The 20,759-nt window shown below is 61.3% G+C and carries 14 protein-coding genes and 1 pseudogene; 11 read left to right on the plus strand and 4 right to left on the minus strand.

Annotation, left to right across the window (positions count from 1 at the left end; all coding sequences use genetic code 11):
* Position 1: 1 nt before the first annotated feature.
* The 3 genes from AC07OP_RS18955 to AC07OP_RS18965 are packed head-to-tail and all read right to left on the minus strand — an operon-like array spanning position 2 to position 3,023.
* Entirely contained in the window at positions 2-1,189 is a 1,188-nt protein-coding gene (locus AC07OP_RS18955; protein WP_495102141.1) for an LLM class flavin-dependent oxidoreductase, read from the minus strand.
* Positions 1,190-1,235: 46 nt separating this feature from the next.
* Positions 1,236-1,964: a class II aldolase/adducin family protein gene (locus AC07OP_RS18960; protein ID WP_495102142.1), complete on the minus strand. Its 729-nt coding sequence runs from the start codon at positions 1,962-1,964 to the stop codon at positions 1,236-1,238.
* Between the two features lie 15 nt (positions 1,965-1,979).
* A complete protein-coding gene (locus AC07OP_RS18965) occupies positions 1,980-3,023 on the minus strand; it encodes an ABC transporter substrate-binding protein (protein ID WP_495102143.1) in 1,044 nt (347 codons plus the stop codon).
* 342 nt (positions 3,024-3,365) lie between these two features.
* On the opposite strand from AC07OP_RS18965, the gene AC07OP_RS18970 reads away from it, so the two are divergent.
* The 11 genes from AC07OP_RS18970 (at position 3,366) to AC07OP_RS19020 (ending at position 19,451) form a co-directional block, all read left to right on the plus strand.
* Positions 3,366-4,598: an acyl-CoA dehydrogenase family protein gene (locus tag AC07OP_RS18970; protein ID WP_495102144.1), complete on the plus strand. Its 1,233-nt coding sequence runs from the start codon at positions 3,366-3,368 to the stop codon at positions 4,596-4,598.
* Between the two features lie 56 nt (positions 4,599-4,654).
* A complete protein-coding gene (locus AC07OP_RS18975; RefSeq protein ID WP_495102145.1) occupies positions 4,655-6,421 on the plus strand; it encodes an ABC transporter ATP-binding protein in 1,767 nt (588 codons plus the stop codon).
* Positions 6,414-8,252 (plus strand): ABC transporter ATP-binding protein, encoded by a 1,839-nt coding sequence (locus tag AC07OP_RS18980; protein WP_495102146.1) that lies wholly within the window; start codon positions 6,414-6,416, stop codon positions 8,250-8,252. Before AC07OP_RS18975 ends, AC07OP_RS18980 begins: the two co-directional genes overlap by 8 nt.
* A gap of 201 nt (positions 8,253-8,453) precedes the next feature.
* Entirely contained in the window at positions 8,454-9,605 is a 1,152-nt protein-coding gene (locus AC07OP_RS18985; protein ID WP_065941391.1) for an LLM class flavin-dependent oxidoreductase, read from the plus strand.
* A 20-nt stretch (positions 9,606-9,625) separates the two neighbouring features.
* Positions 9,626-10,699 (plus strand): ABC transporter substrate-binding protein, encoded by a 1,074-nt coding sequence (locus tag AC07OP_RS18990; protein WP_065941390.1) that lies wholly within the window; start codon positions 9,626-9,628, stop codon positions 10,697-10,699.
* A gap of 88 nt (positions 10,700-10,787) precedes the next feature.
* On the plus strand, positions 10,788-11,846 hold the full coding sequence (locus AC07OP_RS18995) for an ABC transporter substrate-binding protein (protein WP_065941389.1): 1,059 nt from the start codon (positions 10,788-10,790) through the stop codon (positions 11,844-11,846).
* Positions 11,847-12,182: 336 nt separating this feature from the next.
* Complete coding sequence (locus AC07OP_RS19000) at positions 12,183-14,423, plus strand: TonB-dependent receptor (protein WP_495103279.1); 2,241 nt, start codon at positions 12,183-12,185, stop codon at positions 14,421-14,423.
* 68 nt (positions 14,424-14,491) lie between these two features.
* Positions 14,492-16,957, plus strand: a complete 2,466-nt coding sequence (locus AC07OP_RS19005) for a TonB-dependent receptor plug domain-containing protein (protein WP_495103280.1) — start codon at positions 14,492-14,494, stop codon at positions 16,955-16,957.
* A 170-nt stretch (positions 16,958-17,127) separates the two neighbouring features.
* On the plus strand, positions 17,128-17,889 hold the full coding sequence (locus AC07OP_RS19010; RefSeq protein ID WP_115488703.1) for an ABC transporter permease: 762 nt from the start codon (positions 17,128-17,130) through the stop codon (positions 17,887-17,889).
* 9 nt (positions 17,890-17,898) lie between these two features.
* Positions 17,899-18,660 (plus strand): ABC transporter permease, encoded by a 762-nt coding sequence (locus tag AC07OP_RS19015; RefSeq protein ID WP_065941386.1) that lies wholly within the window; start codon positions 17,899-17,901, stop codon positions 18,658-18,660.
* Positions 18,661-18,671: 11 nt separating this feature from the next.
* Positions 18,672-19,451: an ABC transporter ATP-binding protein gene (locus AC07OP_RS19020; protein ID WP_115488704.1), complete on the plus strand. Its 780-nt coding sequence runs from the start codon at positions 18,672-18,674 to the stop codon at positions 19,449-19,451.
* Between the two features lie 97 nt (positions 19,452-19,548).
* Here AC07OP_RS19020 and AC07OP_RS19025 read toward each other — a convergent pair.
* Positions 19,549-19,869: pseudogene (locus tag AC07OP_RS19025) on the minus strand (tyrosine-type recombinase/integrase); the annotation flags it as partial.
* Positions 19,870-20,759: the final 890 nt, after the last annotated feature.

Consider the following 20,759-nt stretch of genomic DNA (forward strand, 5'->3'; position numbering starts at 1 on the left):
TTCAAGCCTCTTGGCGCTGCGGCGATTTTTGGCTGACACCCAGGCGCGGCGCTTCAAAGCCATGGTCCAGGTCCAGCAGTGGGAACAGCAGGTCGGCCACGCGGTGGGCTTCATCGATCAGCGGGAAGCCAGACAGAATGAACGCGGAAGTACCCTGGGCTTCGTATTCGCGGATGCGCTCGGCGACCTGTTCCGCGCTGCCCACCAAGTAGGTACCGGCGCCCGGCCCGAGGATATTGAAGCCGAACAGGCTCGGGCCAAGCCATACGTTAGGATAGATCTCCAGCTCACGCGCGGTCGGCAAACGCCCGGCGCGAATGGTCTCGACGTTACGCTGGGTCTGTGGGTCGTCGCTGTGGAAATCTTCCAGGCTCACACCGGCCGGCAACTGGCGCTCGATGGCGTTGCGCGCAGTTTGCAGCGAGGTGCGTTGCAGGAGTCTTTCGGCGTGGGCCCAGGCTTCTTCCTCGGTCTCGCGCACGATGATTTGCAGGCGTGTGCCAAAGGTCAGTTCGCGGCCGATCTTCGCCGCTTCAGCGGCGACTTTGCGAAACTTGTCGCCGAGTTTTGGCGGAGTGTTGGCGAAGCTCAGGTACACGTCGAGCAATTGCACCGAATGCTCGACGCCGGGCCCTGAGGTTCCGGCGCCCCACAACGGGATGCCCGGCTTCTGGTAAGGCGGATGCCAGCCGCCCAGTGGATGGTTGGCTGCGCCCGGCGAACGCGGTGCGAGCTTGACGTACTCACCGTCATAGCCACGCGTGTCGCCGGCATAGAAACCCTGGAACGCCCGCCAGTATTCCAGGCTGAAGGCGTATCGCTCGTCATGCGGGTAGTGCACCCCAAGTGTCGCCAGGCCCGCGTCATTGCCATTGACCACGTTGAACAGCAGGCGGCCATTGGAGAACTGGTCGAAGGTCAGCGCCCACTTGGCCAACACCGCTGGCGATAACTCGCCCGGGTGCTGCGCCACCAGAAAACGCAGGCGCTGGGTGGCGTCGATCAACGACGCGGCCACCGCCAGGCTTTCATTGGGGCTGGAGCCGAGCAGCGAACCGTAGTAGCCCAGGCGATCACTGGCCACGGCGAGCTGCTTGAGGTGCTGGAAATCAGTGTTCCAACGGCCTTCCGGCTCCCATGGGTACGGGCCATCGGGCGTGGTCAAGTACCAAAGAATTTTTACCGCCATAAAAAACATCCTTGAAATAGAGAACCCTGTGAGGGCTGCTAAGGCGTTAGCGGCGGTCGATGGCCGGGACCAGGCCCAGTGCCGTGGCTTGTTCGAACAGGCCGCTCATTTTCCATTGCTGGGTCAACACACCCGGCCCGTAGGCCCGTGAGCCACCGAGCGCGTCGGCAAGCAATTGCAGTTGTGCGCCCTCCTCCAGCAACAGGATGAATTCGGCGGTGGCGCGCAGGCCTTGCTTGCCCCACACGGTGGAGCCGCCATTGGCCTCCAGGATCGCCAGGTTGAAGGGGTTCTCAGCGATCTTGTCGAGGATGAAATCCACTTCCTGCTGGCGACGGTCGATATACACCGGCAGTTCACGGGCCAACTGGTAGCGCTGCACCGGCACGTAATGGAATGGCAAGGTGCGGTGGGTCTGGGCCCAGGCGCCCAGGTACGGCGAATGCACGTGGGACACGGTGGTCACATCCGGGTGTTGCTGGAACAGCTTGGTGTAGCGCCCCAGGCCGCCCTTGCCCTTGCCAAAAACCACGTTGCCGGCAAAGTCGGTAACCGTGGCTTGCAGCGGTTTGCGGTAGTTCCACGGGCCTCCGTAGCTCACCGATACCAACAGTTCCTGGCCAGGTACGCGCTCGATAAAGCCGACCGTCCCAGCGGCGGTAATGGTGTTTGTTTCACGGAACACGGTGAAGGCTTCTTCTGCTTCCAGCAGGACCTTGTCGATAAAAGTTTGCAGTTCCTGGCTGATCGGTTGTGCGTGGGCAATGGCAGTCATGGGGATTCTCCGGATTCAGGCGCGGCGCTTGGCCAACAGTTCATGGGCAGCTTGCAGGGGGCGCGGGTCGACCCAGTCGGCGATCACAAAATCGCGCTCCAGGAAGCCGTGCAGGTAGAGGAAATCTTTCTGGATATCGAGGAATTCCAGGCGCTGGGCAGACAGGTCCGGCGCCAGGGTGGTGTGGAAATCACCGCGATAAGCCTCGGCCACACCGGCACTGCCGGCGCGAGTTTCTTCTTCTAGAATGGCGTTCAGGCTGTCGCGGTTGTTGGCCGCCCAATCGGCGGCGCTGAGGGTTTGCGCGAGAAAGCGCACCACCAGGTCAAAGTGGTTGTCCAGCAGGCTCTGGTGAACGGTGATCGGACGCGGCGTGCCATTGTTGATGCGGTAGCGCGGCTCGGCGATCAGGTCCAAGTCGATCCCCACCACCAGCCCCAGGCGGCGTGCGGCGTCGGCCGCCGAAGCGCCCTTGACGTAAACCGCATCCACCTCTCCACGCACCAGGTAATCCAGGCCGGACCACAAGCGCTGCAAACCTTGCTGCGGGTCAGGCGCTTGTTCCTGATCCTGCAATGCCACTTCCACCAGTTCCACATCATCAAACCCCAGTCCGGCCAGGCTCAATGCGCCCTTATAGCCATGCAGGCTCATGGCGCGAGCGATGCTGCCGGGACGGTTTTCACCCCAGGCTGGTAGGGCCAGGCGCTTGCCCCTTAGGTCTGCGGGACGGGTGATGCCGGAGTCCGGGCGGACCAGGATGGTCTGCCATTCCTCGATCCAGGTCAGGCCGATCAAGCGGCTCGGCGCACCCGCAGCACGTGCGGCCAATGCAGGGACGTTGCCGCCTTCGCGAAACAGCCCCGGCAAATCGTGATCGTAGTGGTGCCGGCCCAACTGACGCGCCTCCTGCAAGGTGGACACCGGCAGACCGTCGGAGGCGAACTCCTCGCTCAACCAGCCCAGCTTGTAGGCGATGCCGGACGCAGTCGGCACCGGGCAACGGGTAAACCAGATCTGCTCAAGCTCAGGCGTGGGCAGGACAGCGGAAAGGGTCATGGGCAGCTCCATTAAATTGGGCAAGTCAGTAAAGGGGGGTATTGCAGAGGGCGTGCCAATCGCTCAAAGCCCCGGTTTACAAGGGCATCGAAACAAACATCCAAACGCGACTGCTGGCCTGCCAACAGCACTGCTGCTCTTCCAGCAGCCGTTTCACGACGCTGCTTCCCCAGCAGCAAACCGGCGCGTCCCTTCCCCCATACAGCAGGGTTTTGCTCGTTGGCGCAGAACTTGCTCAAGCCCTCCCAACACCAACCTCCCCGCAGGAGCCGGCTTGCCGGCGATGTTCGTCAACGATGACGCACAGCCATAGAGGAACGGGGCAAACCAAAGGATGAATGAATGACAACGTATGAACAGGCGCCCGCCCGCCACCTGCACAGCGAAACCGAGGCCATCGACGCCGCCAGAGAAATCGCCGTGGAGATCGCCAGCATTGCCGCCGACACCCAGCAAAATGGCCAACTGCCCTGGCGCCAGGCGCAATTGCTGTCCGAAAGCGGCATCACCGCCATCGGTGTACCTAAGGCCTTCGGCGGCCTGGGCGCATCGGTGCAGACCATCGTCGAAACCGTGCGCATCATTTCGGTGGCCGACGGCGGCGTCGGGCAACTGCTGCAAATCCACAATGTGATGCTGCGCGGGATTTTCAACGGTTACCCGGACGCAGTACGCGATCGGCTGGTCAGCGATGTCCTGGCTGGCAAGCGTTTCGGCAACGCCCTGGCGGAGGTAGGCGGCAAGAACAAGTTCGCCCTCAAGACCCGCGTCGAACGCCGTGAGGACGGCGCCCTGGTGCTCAATGGCAGCAAGTTCTACTCCACGGGCTCTTACCTGGCCGAATGGATCTCCCTCACGGCCGCCTCGGATGACGGCGGTGCCGGCGTACTGCTCAACCGCAACACGCCAGGCCTGACCCTGGTGGACGACTGGGACGCCTTCGGCCAGAACAACTCGGTGAGTGGCACGGTGAACTTCGACAATATCGTGCTGGATGAGGATTTTGTTTCACGCCGCAAGGGCCCAATGAAGCGTACGGGGTTGACCTTCCCGCAGATCCTTCACGCGGCCATTGATACCGGTATCGCGGCCGGCGCGTTGTCGGCTTCCGTCGACTACCTCAAGCACAACGCTCGGCCTTGGGTGGAGAGCGGCGTAGACCATGCCAATGAAGAGCCGCACATCATCAAACAGATTGGCGAATACGCCGTGGCCCTGCGCGCCGCTGAGTCCCTGCTGCGCGATGCGGCACGGATATTTGACCGCCATGAGCAAGACCCGGAAAACAAAGAGCTGCAAGACGAGCTGATCCTTTCGGTGGCAACTGCCCGCGCCCATTCGGACAGCGCCTCGCTGAAGATCTCCAGCGATATCTTCTCGCTGCTGGGGGCCAGTTCATCACTGAGCAAATGGAACCTCGACCGCTTCTGGCGCAATGCCCGGGTGCACACCACCCACGACCCGATCCGCTGGCGCCTGCACCATGTGGGCAACTACTACCTCAATGGCGTGGACCCCGGTGAATACACCGCGATCCTCAACGCCAAGGAAACCCAGGGCGCTACACGCAAATAAATCCCCGTAGGGTGTTGTGTGTGCCCTTATACGCCGTTTATGCCAATGGGCTTTTCATGATCGAACGACACCCTCTTCTACGCAGCCTGGCGATCTATAGGGAAATGCCCTGGCGATTCACCCTGGTGGCCGCGCTGTATGTGGCCATCAACCTGGGCCTGGTCTGGCAGCAATGGCTGATCGGCCATGCAGTCAATGACGTGAGCGCCGGGCGTGCCGCGGTACGCCTCGGCGACGGCAGCCTGGATGCCGGCCTTGGCTGGTACTGGCTGGGCCTGATGCTGGCCGTCGCCCTGGGACGTGGCGTGCTGCAATACATCGCCAGCGTGTTGTCGCTGGTGATCAGCCAGGAACTGCTGACGCGCCTGCGCGAACGCATCCTGGCCCAGGTGCAAAGCCTGCACCTGGGCTATCACTGGCAGCACGGCATGGGTGAAATGATCACCCGCACCACCCGTGATGCCGACAAAGTCCGCGATGCGTTGATCACCTTCTGGCGGCAGTTGGTAGAGACACCGCTGGTGGTGCTGGCCACGGTTGGCCTGCTGGGCTGGTACAACCCGCTGCTGGGGCTGGTGCCGCTGTTGCTGACGGTGACCGGATTGGCGATTTTCGTGTGCCAGACCGAACAACTGGTGAGCCTGGATCGCGCGGTCGGTAGCGCCTATGACCGGGTCAACCAGGACCTCAGCGAAGGTATTGGCGGCGTGCGGGTGATCAAATCGTTCGCCCTGGAACAGCAGCGTATCCAGGGCTTTGCCGATCAGGTGGCGGTGTTTGCTACGTTGGCGCGTCAGGCCCTGGCTTATTCCAGCTCACGTATTCCGCTGCCCCAGGCCGTAGTGGCGCTGGGTCACGTGTGGATCCTGGTATACGGCGCGCACCTGGTGGCGACCGGTCAACTGGGAATCGGCGAATTGGTCACTTCGCTGCTGATCGCCACCACCCTGGTATTTCGTATAGAGGGCATCGGCCGGGTAATGCAGACCTTCGCCGATGCCCGCGCCAGCGCCGAACGCATCTGGCAACTGCTGGACGCCCCCGCCACGATCCGCAGCGGTGCTGCCACCCTACCCGCCAGCCCGCTGGGACTGAAGCTGGAACAGATCAGCGTGACCGCGCCCGGTGGTGGCCGCGACATTTTGCACGGCTGTTCGCTGACCTTGCAGCCGGGTGAAATCGTCGCGCTGGTGGGCGCAACCGGTACCGGTAAGAGCCTGCTCGCCAGCTTACTGCCACGCCTGAGCGATGTAACCGCCGGGCGCCTGTTGCTCGGTTCGGACAACGACGGCTGGCAGGACATCCGTAACCTGCAACTGGGCCCGCTGCGTCAGCGAGTGCATGTGGTACCCCAGGAGAGTTTCCTGTTTGCCGGCAGCCTGGCGGCCAACCTGCGCCTGACCGCGCCTAATGCCACTGACGAAGAACTGCGCGAAGCGTTGCATCAAGCCGCTGCTGAAGATGTCCTGCAGCGCCTGCCCCTGGGCCTTGAAACCCCTCTCGGCGATAGGGGCGTGACCTTATCCGGCGGCCAGCGCCAACGCCTGTGCCTGGCCCGCGCGCTGCTCGGAAAACCCGACATCCTGTGCCTGGACGACGCCACCAGCGCCCTCGACGCCATCAGCGAGCGCCAGGTGCTGCACAACCTGCGACACCTGCGCGGCACCACGGTGCTGGTGATCTCCAGCAAGCTCTCGACCATCCTGCTGGCCGACCGCGTGCTGATGCTGGGCGACGGCAGGATCACCGCCCAAGGCACCCATGCTGAACTGCAATCAACCAATGCGCACTACCGCGACCTGCTGGGGATAGACCATGGCTAACCCGCTGCCAGGCAAAGCCTTGAGCGATATCGAAATCGAAGAAATGCTGGCGAAAAAGGCCCTCGATCGTGGCATGTTCAAACGCTTGCTGCCGTTACTGCGACCGATCCGACGGCAGATTGCGGCTGTCATCGGCCTTGAGATCCTACTGGTGTTCACCGTGTTCCTGCGGCCCTGGTTTGTGCGCGAGCTGCTGGACCGAGGGCTGATCCGGCAAGCCGATCATTGGCTGCTGGATGAACGCCTGGTGCTATGGCTGGGCCTGGGCCTGGCGGCCAGTTGGCTGGCGCGTTTCCTGGTGGCCGGGGTCTCGCAGTTTGTTGCCGGCGGCGCGGCGATCCGCGTGTTGAATGCCTTGCGCGTACAGGTGTTTGCCCATGTGCAGAACCTGAGCGTGAGCTACTTCGACCAGACTCGTGCAGGGCGCATCATTTCCCGGGTCGACCGCGATGTCGACGCCCTCGAACCACTGGTGATCCAGGGTCCGCCGGAATTGCTGGGCGCCGTGCTGCGCTGCGGCCTGGCCTCGGTAATGCTCTGGCGCATCGACCCACGGTTCTTCCTCAGTCTGGTGGCGACAGTGCCATTGCTGGTGCTCGCGACATGGAGCTTCAAGCGTATTTCCCAGCGCAACTGGGCCAAGGTCGCGGAGAACCGCAGCCGCTTTACTGCGCACTTGGTGGAAAGTGTCAGCGGTGCGCGCTTGCTGCAACAGTGCGCCCAGGAGACGCCGAACCTGCAGCGCTATCGCGTGCTGCTGGATGATTTCAACCATGCGTTGATTCGCGGCAGTTTGCGCTCGTCGTGGTTTGCACCGTTTACCGCACTGCTCAGTTCGGCAGGCATCGCGCTGTTACTGCTGGTGGGTGCGTATGGGTTGGCGGCGGGTGACGTCAGTGTCGGCCAGGTGGCAGAAAGCCTGTTCTACGTGTTTCTGTTCCTGGGGCCTTTGCAGGAGCTGTCGGACCTGTTTGAACGCTACGCCACGGGTTCGGCGTCGGCCCAGCGGATCTTCCTGTTGCTTGACACGCGTCCGCAGATCGTCGACAGCGCCACCCCCCGCGCAATGGAACGCGCTCGTGGGGAAGTACAGTTTGACCAGGTGGTGTTCGGTTATGGTCAGGCGCCCGTCATCAAAGGCTTGAACCTGCATATTCCAGCAGGAGAAGTGCTGGCGATCGTCGGCCCGTCCGGCCACGGCAAAAGTACCCTGGTGCAACTGCTGACGCGCTTCTACGAAGTCCAAGCCGGCGCCGTGCGACTCGACGGCATCAATGTGCGCGACCTGGCACAACATACCTTGCGTCGCCATGTGGGCGTGGTGTTGCAGGACAATGTACTGTTCAGCGGCAGCATCCTCGACAACCTGCGCCTGGCCGCGCCCCAGGCCGATGATGCAACGCTGGTCGCCGCTGCCCGTGAGCTGGGCGCCGATGAAGTGCTGGAACGCCTGCCCCATCAATACCACACTGAAGTAGGGCCACTGGGGGCACATCTGAGCCATGGCCAGCGGCAACTGGTGTGCCTGGTGCGCGCGTACCTGGCGGACCCCGCGGTGTTGGTACTGGATGAGGCGACGTCGGCGGTGGATATTCATACCGAACGGCGTATCCAACGGGCCTTGCGACGCCTGTGTGAGGGGCGCACGGCAATCATCATCGCCCACCGCCTGGCAACGATTCGGGATGCCGACCGGATTGCCGTCGTACGCCACGGCCAAGTGGTGGAACTGGGGCCACACCAGCAATTGATCGGACAGGCCGGGCCCTATGCAGCGCTGTACCACACCTACCTGCGCAGCGCCCATCAACCTGACGCCATCGCCCTGTAGGAGCCGGCGTGCCGGCCCCCTGAAAGCCTATGTTGCGCGTCCAGCATTGGTTGCTGGGAGGCTGCTGCTACAGCAGCAGCCCTCTCCTGCTGAAGTGCGGTTGCCCCCGTAGCCATTGGCCGAAGCGCCCATGGCATGCACGTTGCACAGACCTTGCGCATCAGGTCTGCGCCCCTTGCACGACTCAAATCAGGAGCACCCATGAGCACTGAATTTTTCTGGCGCCTGCCGTTGGGCACCGACGGTCCGCAACTGACCACCGACAAACACAACCGTGGCAACCCCGACTACCGACCTGGCAATATCGCCCCGGGGCGATTACCCAACGGCGAGCCGGATGACTTCACCTACATCGACTACATCGCCCAAGTGGCCAAGGCCGCCGAACTTGCAGGTTTTGAAGGCGCCCTGCTGCCCACTGGCCCCGAGCCCTGGATCGCCGCTGCAGCGCTGGCCCGCGAAACCCGGCGCATCAAGTTCCTGATCGCCTTCCAAGCCACCTGGACCCTGCCCGCCTACGCCGCGCAGCAAGCCGCGATCCTGCAGAACCTCAGCCGTGGCCGCCTGGAGTGGAACATCATCACCGGAGGTAACCCCGCGAGCCAGCGCGCCAATGGTGATTTCCTCGAACATGACCTGCGCTACAAGCGCACCGGCGAATTCCTGGACATCATCCAGGGCCTGTGGAAGAACGAAAAATTCTCCTACGACGGTGAGATCTACCAACTGGAAAACGGTGCCCTGCCCACCGGCCTGCGTCATGAGCGCAAGCCAGGAGTTTATTTCTCCGGATTCTCCGATGCTGCGTTGGGCGTTGCCGCCAAACACGCCGACGTGTACCTGAATTGGGCCGAGCCCATCGACAAGCTCAAGCCGCATATCGAGCGCGTACGCGAGTTGGCTGACAAACAAGGGCGCACGGTACGTTTCGGCCTGCGGGTCGACCTGTTCGCCCGTGAGACCGAAGAGCTGGCCTGGAAAGACCTGCGACGCCAATTCGACAAACTCGAAGGCAAGACCAGTACGGTTGCCAAAGGTTTTACCAGCGGTTCGGATTCAGTCGGCGGCGCGCGGCAGACCGCCTATCACCAGAACGTCGACCGCTTCGACGACCTGACCATCGGCCCCAACCTCTGGGCTGGTTTCGCCAAGGCCAAGCCGGGACCCACCGTCGGCCTGGTGGGCAGCCACGAAAACATCGCCGAGCGCCTGGTGGAATACCGCGACGCTGGCTTCTCGACCTTTATCCTTGCCGGCAACCCGCACCTTGAGGAAGCCTTGCGCATTGGCCAGGAAGTATTGCCGCTGGTGCACCAACGCCCGGCGATCCAACCTTTGAAAGCCAGCGCCTAAGCGCTGGGGGAGAACCTCTGATGACACAACCCCTCGACACTCTCTGGTATACCCGTTGTCCTGTGCCAACCGGGCTGGGCATCGCCGTACAAAAGGGCTGGTTGCAAGACACCGTCGGCGCCTTGGGCACCGAGGTGCAGTCCCTGCGCGAATCGAATGACAAGGCCGTGCGCGAGTCGCACTTCGACCACACCTTGCAGAACTCGGTGCGCCATGGCGGCAATATCCCGGCGATCTGGGCCCGCGCCCAAGGCCGCGAAACCCGGGTGATCGGCTTGTCCTGGGCGGATGAAGTGCAACTGATCCTGACCCGCCCGGACAGCGGCATCAAGACCGTCAAGGACCTCAACGGCCGCACCTTCGGCTTGCCGGACTGGGCCGGCGTTCAAATCGACTTCACCCGCGCCCAGGCCCTGCGCGGCCTGGAAAACGCGCTGTCGCTGGAAGGCTTGAAAGTCGGCGATGTGAAGCTTGTCAACTTCCGCTACGGCGGTACCTTCAGTGACAGCGCCGTGCGCAATGTAGCCGGCACGCCGGTTAACACCCAGGTCAGCGCGCGCAACCTGGAACTGATCGGCCTGCTGCGCGGCGAGGTGGATGCAATTTTCCTCAAGGGCGCCAGCGCCGCCCAGCACGCCCATGATTTCGGCCTGCATATCGTGATCGATACAGGCGCCCACCCCGACCCACTGATCCGCAGCAACAACGGCACCCCACGCACGCTGGCGGTAGACCTGAACCTGCTGGAGAACCATTTTGACGTGGCCACTGGCATCCTCGACGCGGTGCTGCGCGCCGAACAGTGGGCCCATACCCACCCGGAAGACACCCGCCGTTACCTGGCGCGGGAAACCAACAGCAGCGAGTATTGGGTGACAGCCGCCTATGGTCACGACGCGCACCTGCGCCTGCGTACCGAGCTGGATGAACAGGCGATTGCTGCCCTGCAGGACTTCACCCACTTTTTGCACCGTTGGCGCTTTATTCCACAGCGCTTCGATGTGCGTGAATGGATCGATGCACGGCCGTTGAACACTGTGCTCAACGACAACGCCAACCCTGCAGGAGCTGGGTTGCCAGCGATGGCCTCCTAATGATTACTGCATCATTCACGGGCGCCATCGCCAGCAAGCCGGGCTCCTGCAATGTGCGAACATTTCATGGATTTGAACGAAGAATTTTATGAGCAAACCACTCGATACTCTCTGGTATACCCACAGCCCGGTCCCCACCGGGCTTGGCATCGCGGTGCAGTCCGGGCGACTGGCCGAAGCCTTCCTGCCCTTTGGCACCAATATCCAATCGTTGCGCGAGTCCACCGAGCGGGAAGTGCGCGAAGCCCACTATGACCATCACCTGCAGAATTCGGTGCGCCACGGTGGCAATATCCCGGCGATCTGGGCCTACGCCAGTGGCGTCGAAACCCGCGTGCTGGGCTTGTCGTGGAGCGACGAGGTGCAGTTGATCCTGACCACCGCAGAGAGCGGAGTCAAGAACGTACGCGACCTGAAAAACCGCCGTTTCGGTCTGCCCAAGTGGGCCAATGTACAGATCGACTTCACGCGTGCCCAGGCCCTGCGTGGCCTGGAAAACGCACTCAAACTCGAAGGTTTGAACGTGTCGGACGTGGAACTGGTGGATTACCCCTATGGCGGGACCTACAGCGATAACCAGACCTCCTATGTGTATGGCCCCGAAATCGGACTGGGGGTCAGCCGCTTCAGCCGGCGCAACAATGAACTGATCGGCCTGCTGCGCGGCGATATCGACGCGATCTTTCTCAAGGGCGCCCACGCTGTGCACTTGGCCAATGAGTTCGGCTTGCATGTCGTAGTAGATACTGGCTCGCACCCTGACCCGTTGATCCGCAGCAACAACGGCACGCCGCGCACCCTCACCGTGGATATCAACCTGCTGCAAGAGCATTTCGATGCCAGCGTGAAAATCGTCGATACCGTGCTGCGCACCGAGCAGTGGGCCTGGGCCAACCCGGATGAAACCCGGCGCTTTCTCGCCAAAGAACTCAATACCAGCGAATACTGGGTCACGGCCGCCTATGGTGAAGATGCGCACCGTCGACTGCGGACCACGCTGGACTCGCGCTCGATCGATGCATTGCAGGATTTTACCGACTTCCTGTTCCGCTGGAACTTCATCCCGCGCCGCTTCGATGTGCGCGACTGGATCGACTTCAGCGTGCTGGAAAAAGTCATCGGTTCCACTTCACGCGTCGCTGTTTAGCCCTACCCTGCCTGTAGGAGCCCGGCTTGCCGGCGATGGCGCCCGTGAAAACGCCAGCGCCGGCAAGCCGGGCTCCTACAATTAATGTGTGATCAGTGCCAGCGGTGCTGGCCTGGCAACACTTCCCCTGCTGCTCCAGCAGCACCCTGCGCGCACTTTCTGCTGAATCCTCCGCAGGTCGTTTTCACGCCTCTTGAAAGCGTTATAAAACTCAGCTTTATATATTTTTTTTATAATTAAAATCAGTAGCTTACGATCATGCATTAACACTGAAATCCTCTTGGCACGATCTCTGCTCTACCCCCCTTAAGGACATATTTTCCGGGGGAGACTGCAATGCATAAAATCAATTCGATCACCAAGGGCCTTTGGCTCGCTTTGCTCGTCGCCGGCAGCACGCACGCCGCTGAAGACGACGCCAGCAAGACCGAGCCGTCACTCAAGACCGTGACCGTCACCGCGCAACACCGCGAGCAAACCCTTCAAGAGGTTCCGGTGGCGGTATCGGCGGTCCAGGGCACCAGCATCGTCGCCGATGGCGTACGTAACATGGGCGACATCACCACCTTCATTCCCAACGCCTCGGCCAAGAATCCCGACGGCGACGGTCGCCCGCGCTGGTACATCCGCGGGCTGGGCACTGGCGACACTGGTGCGGCCACGGTTTACCCCGTAGGCATTTATGCCGATGACGTGTACCTGAATGCACCGATTGCCGGTGGCGGCCCGCTTTGGGACCTGGAGCGCATCGAGATCCTGCGCGGGCCACAGGGCACGCTCTACGGCAAGAACACCACGGCCGGCGCGGTAAATATCATCTCGAAGAAACCGACGTTCGACACCGACGGTTTCGGCACCATCGGCTTTGGCAGCAAGAACGAACGCATCCTCAGCGGCGCCCTCGGCGGTGCCCTGGTGGATGAGAAACTCGCCGCGCGGATCTCGCTGTACTCCGAAGAGCGCGACGGTTTCCAGAAGAACCTGGTGGACGATCACACCTACGGTGACGTGAACAAAAAGGCCGTGCGCCTGCAGTTCTTCGCCCAGCTCAACGACGACCTGGACGCGCTGTGGAAGATCCACAGCCGCGAGTTCAAGGGCGATGGCGCCAACGGTGCGCTGACTCTGGGCCGCTATTACAACGTGGGCTACCAGCGGCCGGCCGGGCGCGATATCGCGCTCAATGTGAAAGACGATTCCAAGCTCAATCACGACGGTACTTCGCTGACCCTTAACTGGCACCTGGGCGACTACACCCTCACGTCCATCAGCGCCTATGACTATATTCGCGGCCAGTCCAGCAGTGACGGCGACTACACGCCGTACGAGGTCAACGGGACCTCCACCGCAGACAACAAATACGCTCAGTATTCCCAGGAAATCCGCCTGGCCTCGCCCCAGCAGGAAACCCTGCGCTGGCTGGCGGGTGCGCACTATTTCCATGAAGATCTGGATAGCACCGCCGGGCGTTTTATCCAGCCCGGCCCGACCCCCAATGGCACAGGTTCGAACCAGATTGGGGGCGCCACGGATTTTCGTGACCTGAGCTACGACCATAATACTGACAGCTACGCGCTATTCGGCAACCTGACCTACGACTTCACCGACAACTTCAGCGTGACCGGTGGCCTGCGTTGGACCCAGGAAAAGAAAGACATCGACCTCAGCCTGACCCAGTTGACCCGCGCCACCGCCAACGGCCCATTGATCCCGCTCGCCGCCGCCGGCAGCAACGGCAATCGCCAGGAGGATAAAACATGGGAAGCCTGGACCTACGACCTGACCCCGGAATACCGCATCAACGACAACGTGCGCGTGTTTTTCCGCTACGCCCATGGCTTCCGTTCCGGCGGTTTCAACACCGGGTTGTCCACCAGCCTGTCGCAACTGACCACGGTAGACCCGGAACAACTCGACGCCTATGAGTTCGGCGTGAAGTCCGAGTGGTTCAACCATCGCCTGACCGCCAACGCGAATATCTTCTACTACGACTATTCGGACATTCAGGTGAACCTGCTGACGGTTAACAACGGAGTACTGACAACCGCCTTGACCAACGGCGCCAAGGGTAAGGTCAAAGGTGCCGAGCTTGAGCTGGAAGGCCAACCCACCGACTACCTGCACCTGCGCGCAGCGATCTCGTTCCTGGACAGCGAATACACCGATTTCAAAAACACCAACCCCACCACCGGCGCCGTCACCGGCGACTACAGCGGCAACAGCTTCGTGCGCTCGCCGCGTAATGTGGTGTCCTTAGGCGGCGACTACACCATCCCACTGGAAATCGGCGGCAAGCTGGTGGCGGGGGCGGATGTGAGTTTCCGCGACAAGGAATACTTCCTCGCCGACCGCCAGAGTAGCGCCGACAAGGACCTGAGCCAGCCTCACTACACCTTGGCCAACAGTCGCCTGACCTGGTACAGCACCGACGAAAAACTCAGCGTCACCGGCTTCGTCAACAACCTCACCGACCGCCGCTACCAAGTCCATGGCCGGCCGAACGGTGGCTTGGGCCAGTACGTGATCACCTACGGCGACCCTCGCACCGTAGGCCTGAGCGTGACCAGCCGCTTCTAACCCAACCACACCTCCACTCCCTGTAGGAGCCGGCAAGCCGGGCTCCTACATTCTGAAAGGACCTTTTTATGTTCCAACGCACTCCGTTGGCCGGCGCCATTGCGCTGGTCATGGGCAGCCTTGCCGTGCCTGTCTTTGCGGCAGACGATACGCAGCCCACTGCAAAAAACGATCACCTGGACACCGTAGTGGTACTCGGCACCCGCCGCAGCGACCTGACCGCCCTGCAAAGCGCAGCCCCCGTCGACGTACTGTCCGGCGAGCAATTGCAGCAGACCGGCGCCACCGACCTCTCCGGCGCCCTCACCGCCTTGTCGCCGTCGTTCAACTTCCCACAATCGCCCCAAGGCGCCTTCGGCGGCTCCATCGCCCAGGGCGCTTCGCTGCGTGGCTTGGCGTCGGACCAAGTGCTGGTGCTAGTCAACGGCAAACGCCGTCACAGCAGCGCGAATATCACCCGTCAGAGCCTGGTGAATGGGCGTGGCGCGGCAGCGGTGGACTTGAGCCTGATTCCGTTGAGTGCGATCCAGCGCGTAGAAATCCTGCGCGACGGCGCCGCAGCCCAATACGGCTCCGACGCCATCGCGGGGGTAATCAACATTGTGCTCAAGGAAAACGACGACGGCGGCAACCTGGGCTATCGCTTTGGCGGCTATGACAAAGGCGATGGCCTGCAGCGTAAGCTCAGCGGCTGGAAGGGTTTCACCCTGCCCAACGACGGTTTCCTGACCTTGAGCTTCGACGCCGGCAGCCAGGACCCGGCCAGCGACACCAACCCCGACAACCGGATCTTTTACCCCGGCGATACCAGCGTTAACACGCCCCGCGAGCAGAATAACCGCTACCGCACCTGGCGTTGGGGGGCAGGCAATGTCTCGGACCAGTACAACTTCGTGGCCAACAGCGAGGTCGGCATCGGCGAGAGCCTGACCGCCTACGGCTTCGTCACCTACTCCCACAAGAACACCGACGCCGAAGGTTTCTTCGACCCGCCTACCACCTTGCGTAACAACTACGGCAGTAACGCGTTGGCGCGCTACCCGGACGGCCGCTTGCCGATCACCCGCTACGGCCTGGAGGATTATGCGGTGACCGGCGGGCTGCGCTGGGAGAACGAGCGTCTGGGCAAATTCGACCTGGCGCTCAATCATGGCAACAACACCCTCAAATCCACCGACCGCAATGCGATCAACCCCAGCTACGGCACCAATAGCCCATCGAATATCTACACCGGAGAGCGCGAAAACGACCAGACCAACTTGACCCTGGACTGGGTGCGTGACTTCCCCACCGCCCTGTTGTTCAAGCCGCTGACACTCTCCGCCGGGTTGGCCTGGCGCAAGGAAAACTACCAATTGAGCGCGGGTGAAGCGGCAGGCTGGCAGAACGGCCCGCTGTTCAATACGGCCGACCCGATCACCGGGCGCCGGATTCCCGGTTATTACTCAGGCATCACCCAGGTAGATGCCGCCTCGCTGGATCGCAAGGTACTGGGCGCCTACATTGACGTCGAAGGCCAGATTACCGAGAAATTCCAGGCCGGCGTGGCGGTGCGTACCGAGCACTATTCGGACTTTGGCGACACCACCAACGGCAAACTGTCCCTGCGCTACGACTTCACCCCACAGATCGCCGCACGGGCCACTGCGAGTACCGGCTATCGCGCGCCTTCGCTGGTGCAGAGCGGCATGTCCTCGTTCAGTGTGCAGGTGGTAGAGCAACCGCCGGGCAGCGGCAACTTCGTCGAGGTGCAACAACGTACGTTGCGCGCGAACAGCCCGGAAGCCCAGGCGCTTGGCGGCAAGGCGCTCAAGCCAGAGGAGTCGACCAACTATTCCCTGGGCCTGGTCTGGCGCCCACTGGAAAATGCCTCGGTCACGGTGGACGCGTACCGCATCAACATCGATAACCGCATCACCCTTTCCGACCAGTTACCCGCCAGCGTGGTCACGCCGATCTTTGCCGGTACGCCCTACGCCAATATCCAAAGCGCGGCGTTCTACACCAACGTCGCCGACACCCGCACCGACGGTATCGAGTTGACCGGCAATTACCAGTGGGACCTGCAGCAATGGGGTCGCCTGAACCTGAGCGGTGGCTTTGCCAAGACCGACACCACCATCACCGGCTTGCGCGATGTGGGCAATATCAAGGGTTCGCAGATTGTCGGGCGCAACACACAGGGCCTGATCGAGGAAGGCACGCCGGACACCAAGCTGACCCTTAGCGCCAACTGGATATATGAAAACTGGGGCCTGACCGTGGCCCAGCGCCGCTATGGCGAATGGAAAAGCCTCAATGCCACCAATCCCAGCCTGGATCAAACCTACAGCCCGCAATGGGTGACCGATCTCGACCTGTCGTACACCTTCCACAAAGGCGTAAAAGTCTCGGTGGGTGCGATCAATCTGTTCGATACCCACCCTGACAAATCCGATGGTGCGCAGTTGTACGGCGTACCGAAATACTCCATCACCAGCCCGGAAGGCGCACAGGGGGCGTTTTATTACACCAGCGTGAGCTACGACTTCTGAGGCGGCTGCTGAATGGGTGCTGCCCCAGCAGCACCCCATCACCAATTGCCCGTTTGCCATGAGCTGATCTTACGGGCCTCATCGCCGGCAAGCCGGGTTCCTACAGATGGGTTGGGTTGTGGCACATGTTTTGCGATGGACACGTTGTACTTCGCTGAAAAAGACTTGCCATGCGCATCCATCGATTGTTCACCGCTCTCACCTGGCTGATCTCGCCCCTGGCTTTGCTCGCCGTCTGGACGTGGGTGGCCCATCTCGGGATTTTCCCGCGCAACCTGCTAGTACCACCGGCCCAGGTGCTGCACACCTTCGAAGAACTGCTGGCCAGCGGCGAATTGCTCGAACACCTGGGTAATAGCTTGTCGCGGCTCGGCCTGGGCTTTGGCATTGGTTCACTGTGTGGCTTGGCCTTCGGCGTGCTGATGGCCTTGTCCAAGAACGTCGAGGTGTACTGCGGGCCGCTGTTCCACACCCTGCGCCAGATCCCCAGCATCGCGTTGATACCGATGTTCGTGCTGCTGTTCGGCATTGATGAAACCTTCAAGATCATTATCGTCGCCAAAACCGCGTTCTTCCCGGTGGCACTCGCCGCAGGAGAAGGGGTACGCGGCATTCCGCGCAGTTACTTCGAAGTGGCCGACGTGTACCGCTTGCGCTGGCCGACCTTTGTGCGCCTGGTGGCTCTGCCCGCCGCCGCGCCGCCGATCATCACCGGCTTTCGCATCAGCTTGACCCGTGCATGGGTGGTGCTGGTCGCCACTGAATTGCTGGCGGCCGACAGTGGGCTGGGGCAGATGATCGAGATGGCCCGGCAGATGCTGCGCATCGATGTGGTGATGGTCGGTGTAGTGGTCACCGGGGTGATTGGGTTTGCCCTCGACTATGCCTTTCGCCGTATCGAACAGCGCCTGTTTCGCTGGCAGACCCGCTAGGAGCCTCACATGCTGCCCTTACTGAAAAAATCCCGAGGACTGCTGCTGCCACTGCTGCTGGTGCTCGCCTGGGAATACGCCTCACGCCAGGACGCTGCCGGGGCCTATGCCTTCGTGCCGTTATCGGCAATCGGCTCGGCGTTGCTGGAAATGCTCGGCAACGGTGAACTACTGGTCAACCTGCTGGCAAGCCTGGCGCGTACCAGCAGTGGCTTGCTACTGGGCATTGTGTTCGGCGTGATGCTGGGGGTGCTGATGGCACTGTCCAGCGTAGCCAACCGTTTGATCGGCCCGCTGTTCCACTCGATTCGTCAGGTACCGATGCTTGGCTGGATCCCGCTGATTGCGATGTGGTTCGGCAACGGCGAGTTTTCCAAAGTGCTGATCGTCACCCTTGCCGCGTTCTACCCGATGGTACTGAACACCTACCAGGGTTTCAGCCATGTGGAGCGCCGTTACCGGGAAGTTGGCCAGGTGCTGGTGCTCACCCCTGTTCAGCAATTCACCCAGGTGCTGCTGCCGGCGGCGTTGCCGAGTATCGCCACCGGCGTGCTGCACGCGCTGGCATTCGCCTGGGTCACCGCGATAGGCAGTGAATTGTTCCTGTCCTCCGGGGCGGGCCTGGGCAATCTGATGATGAACGCAGAGGCCGGCTCGCGCATGGAAGTGATCGTGCTCAGCGTGCTGTGCATCGGCTTGCTCGGCTACCTGATGACCCTGTTATTCACCCTGCTGAGCCGCCACCTGTTGCGCTGGCGCAACCTCCGTTGAAAGGCCCTGATATGAACGCAATCGCTTCCCCACTTTACGTGCAAACCGGTGCGCTGCAGATTCGCGGCCTGAACAAGACATACCAGATCGAGGGCCGTTCACTGCCGGTGTTGCACGATATCCAGCTCGACGTGCGCCCTGGCGAGTTTGTCAGCATTGTCGGCGCCAGCGGCTGCGGAAAATCCACTCTGCTGCGACTGATTGTCGGCCTGGAAGCCGAATACGGAGGCGATATTTTGCTGGACGGTAAACGTATCGTCGCCACCAGCCTGGAACGCGGCATCGTGTTCCAGGACCACCGCCTGTTCCCGTGGATGACTGTCAGCCAGAACATCGCCCTGGCCCTGAAAAACCACAAGCTGCCCCAGGCGGAGAAAGACCGTCAGGTAGCTGAACACATCAGGCTGGTGAACCTTGAAGGATTTGAAAATGCCTACCCCCATCAGCTCTCAGGCGGTATGGCGCAGCGCGCCGCGATCGCCAGGGCGCTCATCAACAAACCCAAAGTGTTGCTACTGGATGAACCGCTGGGCGCCCTCGATGCCTTGACCCGCGTGCACCTGCAACGCGAGCTGCAACGCATCTGGGTACAGCAGCGTTGCACGGTGATTATGGTCACTCACGATATTGAAGAGGCGTTATACCTGGGAGATCGAGTGATCGTGATGGACGCACATCCGGGCCGGATCAAGCATGAAATCCGGATAGACCTGCCCCATCCGAGGGACCGGACATCATCAGTGCTACAGGGGTACAAGGAGCAGTTGCTGGAAGAATTGGTAGGGCATTGAACCTGCCGCTCACAGGCTGCACCTTCCGATCCCGTACGTCTAACTTGGCGCTGCATTGGCGCGACGCTTTGCCCGTGAGGGTTACCGGTCGATTCGCGGCGGAATAGAGCTGAGCATCCACCCACACCTTTGGGTATCCGATCTCGTTCAGCGCCGTCGAGATCGTCGCCCTCATCCCATGACCAGTGAGTTGATCGGCATACCCCATTCGACGCAACGCGCCATTCAGCGTGTTCTCGCTGATTCGTTTGCTTAGATCGCTTCGATGCGCAAATAAGTAGCGCTGTGCGGGAACAACCTGGTCCAGCAAGTGACGCACGATCTCCAGCGCCTGAACCGACAGCGGCACGATATAAGGCGGTACATTTTGGGTCTGCTTACCTGGCTTCCGCATCGCTAGCTGGAGTTGTTTCACCATGAATCGCTCTTGGTTTCGTAGACACCTCCAAGCCCAGCAAACAAATTACGCGGATGCAAATATTAGGTCGAACACAGCCGATCGGAGTTGCTGTTCTCGACCGAGAGCGGATTAGCTGGTCCTTGATGAGCCCTGCCCCCTCCCGTCAGATCCGATGAGGAGTTACACTGAAAGCCATCGACGACCACCCTGCTCCGCCTCAGAGATCGCCAATCTCGATCACCCGCATATCCCGCGCTACTGGGGGCAAAACTGGGGGCATATTTTAGGTTTTCCGACCTGAAAATACTGCGCTAGAGCCCAGTCAAAATGTTCTTTGGCGATCCTGAGAGTCTTTAGGCGTTATTGGGCAGGCTGTTCGACTGAACATTTCTGCCTTTCCACAAACCATGGAGCTCCATTCACTTCCAGTGGATTGCTACATTGGGCGCACATCTGTGGGCATGCTTTGGATGGTTTGAAAAGGATGCCCCCAGCCTGAGGCCCAACAGTTCCATTCTCGAAAAGTCTCCCCTGCGCTGTTCCCAACCGCCGTTGAGCGCTAGTCGATGACCTCAGTTAATGGCTGAACCTCCGTACGAAAACAAGTGGGGGATAGTCGTGTGATCGTCAATCATGGTGGCGCACCATCAATGGATGTGTCCGTTAGCTTGCGCACTTCACAAACCCGCGTGCCAAAGCGGCGGCAGGTGATCGTGTACAACAACGCAGAGGGACGGCAGGACACTGCCTACGCCACCCCGTAGCGCCGATGCAGGGGGGGCGGCACATTCGCTCAAGCGCTGGAAATTGTCCGCCACTGCCGGCAAACACTGAATCGCCCCGGGTTTCGTAGACACCTCCATGCCTTAAACTGAGGCCAATCAGGAGGTGCCATGAGCAACCCACGT

The sequence above is a fragment of the Pseudomonas sp. GW821-FHT09D08 genome, from assembly GCF_059416305.1.

Bases quoted from the DNA above. Each gene is read 5' to 3' on its own strand.
- AC07OP_RS18955 (WP_495102141.1), bottom strand. From the start codon at position 1,189: ATGGCGGTAAAAATTCTTTGGTACTTGACCACGCCCGATGGCCCGTAC.
- AC07OP_RS18960 (WP_495102142.1), bottom strand. From the start codon at position 1,964: ATGACTGCCATTGCCCACGCACAACCGATCAGCCAGGAACTGCAAACT.
- AC07OP_RS18965 (WP_495102143.1), bottom strand. From the start codon at position 3,023: ATGACCCTTTCCGCTGTCCTGCCCACGCCTGAGCTTGAGCAGATCTGG.
- AC07OP_RS18970 (WP_495102144.1), top strand. From the start codon at position 3,366: ATGACAACGTATGAACAGGCGCCCGCCCGCCACCTGCACAGCGAAACC.
- AC07OP_RS18975 (WP_495102145.1), top strand. From the start codon at position 4,655: ATGATCGAACGACACCCTCTTCTACGCAGCCTGGCGATCTATAGGGAA.
- AC07OP_RS18980 (WP_495102146.1), top strand. From the start codon at position 6,414: ATGGCTAACCCGCTGCCAGGCAAAGCCTTGAGCGATATCGAAATCGAA.
- AC07OP_RS18985 (WP_065941391.1), top strand. From the start codon at position 8,454: ATGAGCACTGAATTTTTCTGGCGCCTGCCGTTGGGCACCGACGGTCCG.
- AC07OP_RS18990 (WP_065941390.1), top strand. From the start codon at position 9,626: ATGACACAACCCCTCGACACTCTCTGGTATACCCGTTGTCCTGTGCCA.
- AC07OP_RS18995 (WP_065941389.1), top strand. From the start codon at position 10,788: ATGAGCAAACCACTCGATACTCTCTGGTATACCCACAGCCCGGTCCCC.
- AC07OP_RS19000 (WP_495103279.1), top strand. From the start codon at position 12,183: ATGCATAAAATCAATTCGATCACCAAGGGCCTTTGGCTCGCTTTGCTC.
- AC07OP_RS19005 (WP_495103280.1), top strand. From the start codon at position 14,492: ATGTTCCAACGCACTCCGTTGGCCGGCGCCATTGCGCTGGTCATGGGC.
- AC07OP_RS19010 (WP_115488703.1), top strand. From the start codon at position 17,128: ATGCGCATCCATCGATTGTTCACCGCTCTCACCTGGCTGATCTCGCCC.
- AC07OP_RS19015 (WP_065941386.1), top strand. From the start codon at position 17,899: ATGCTGCCCTTACTGAAAAAATCCCGAGGACTGCTGCTGCCACTGCTG.
- AC07OP_RS19020 (WP_115488704.1), top strand. From the start codon at position 18,672: ATGAACGCAATCGCTTCCCCACTTTACGTGCAAACCGGTGCGCTGCAG.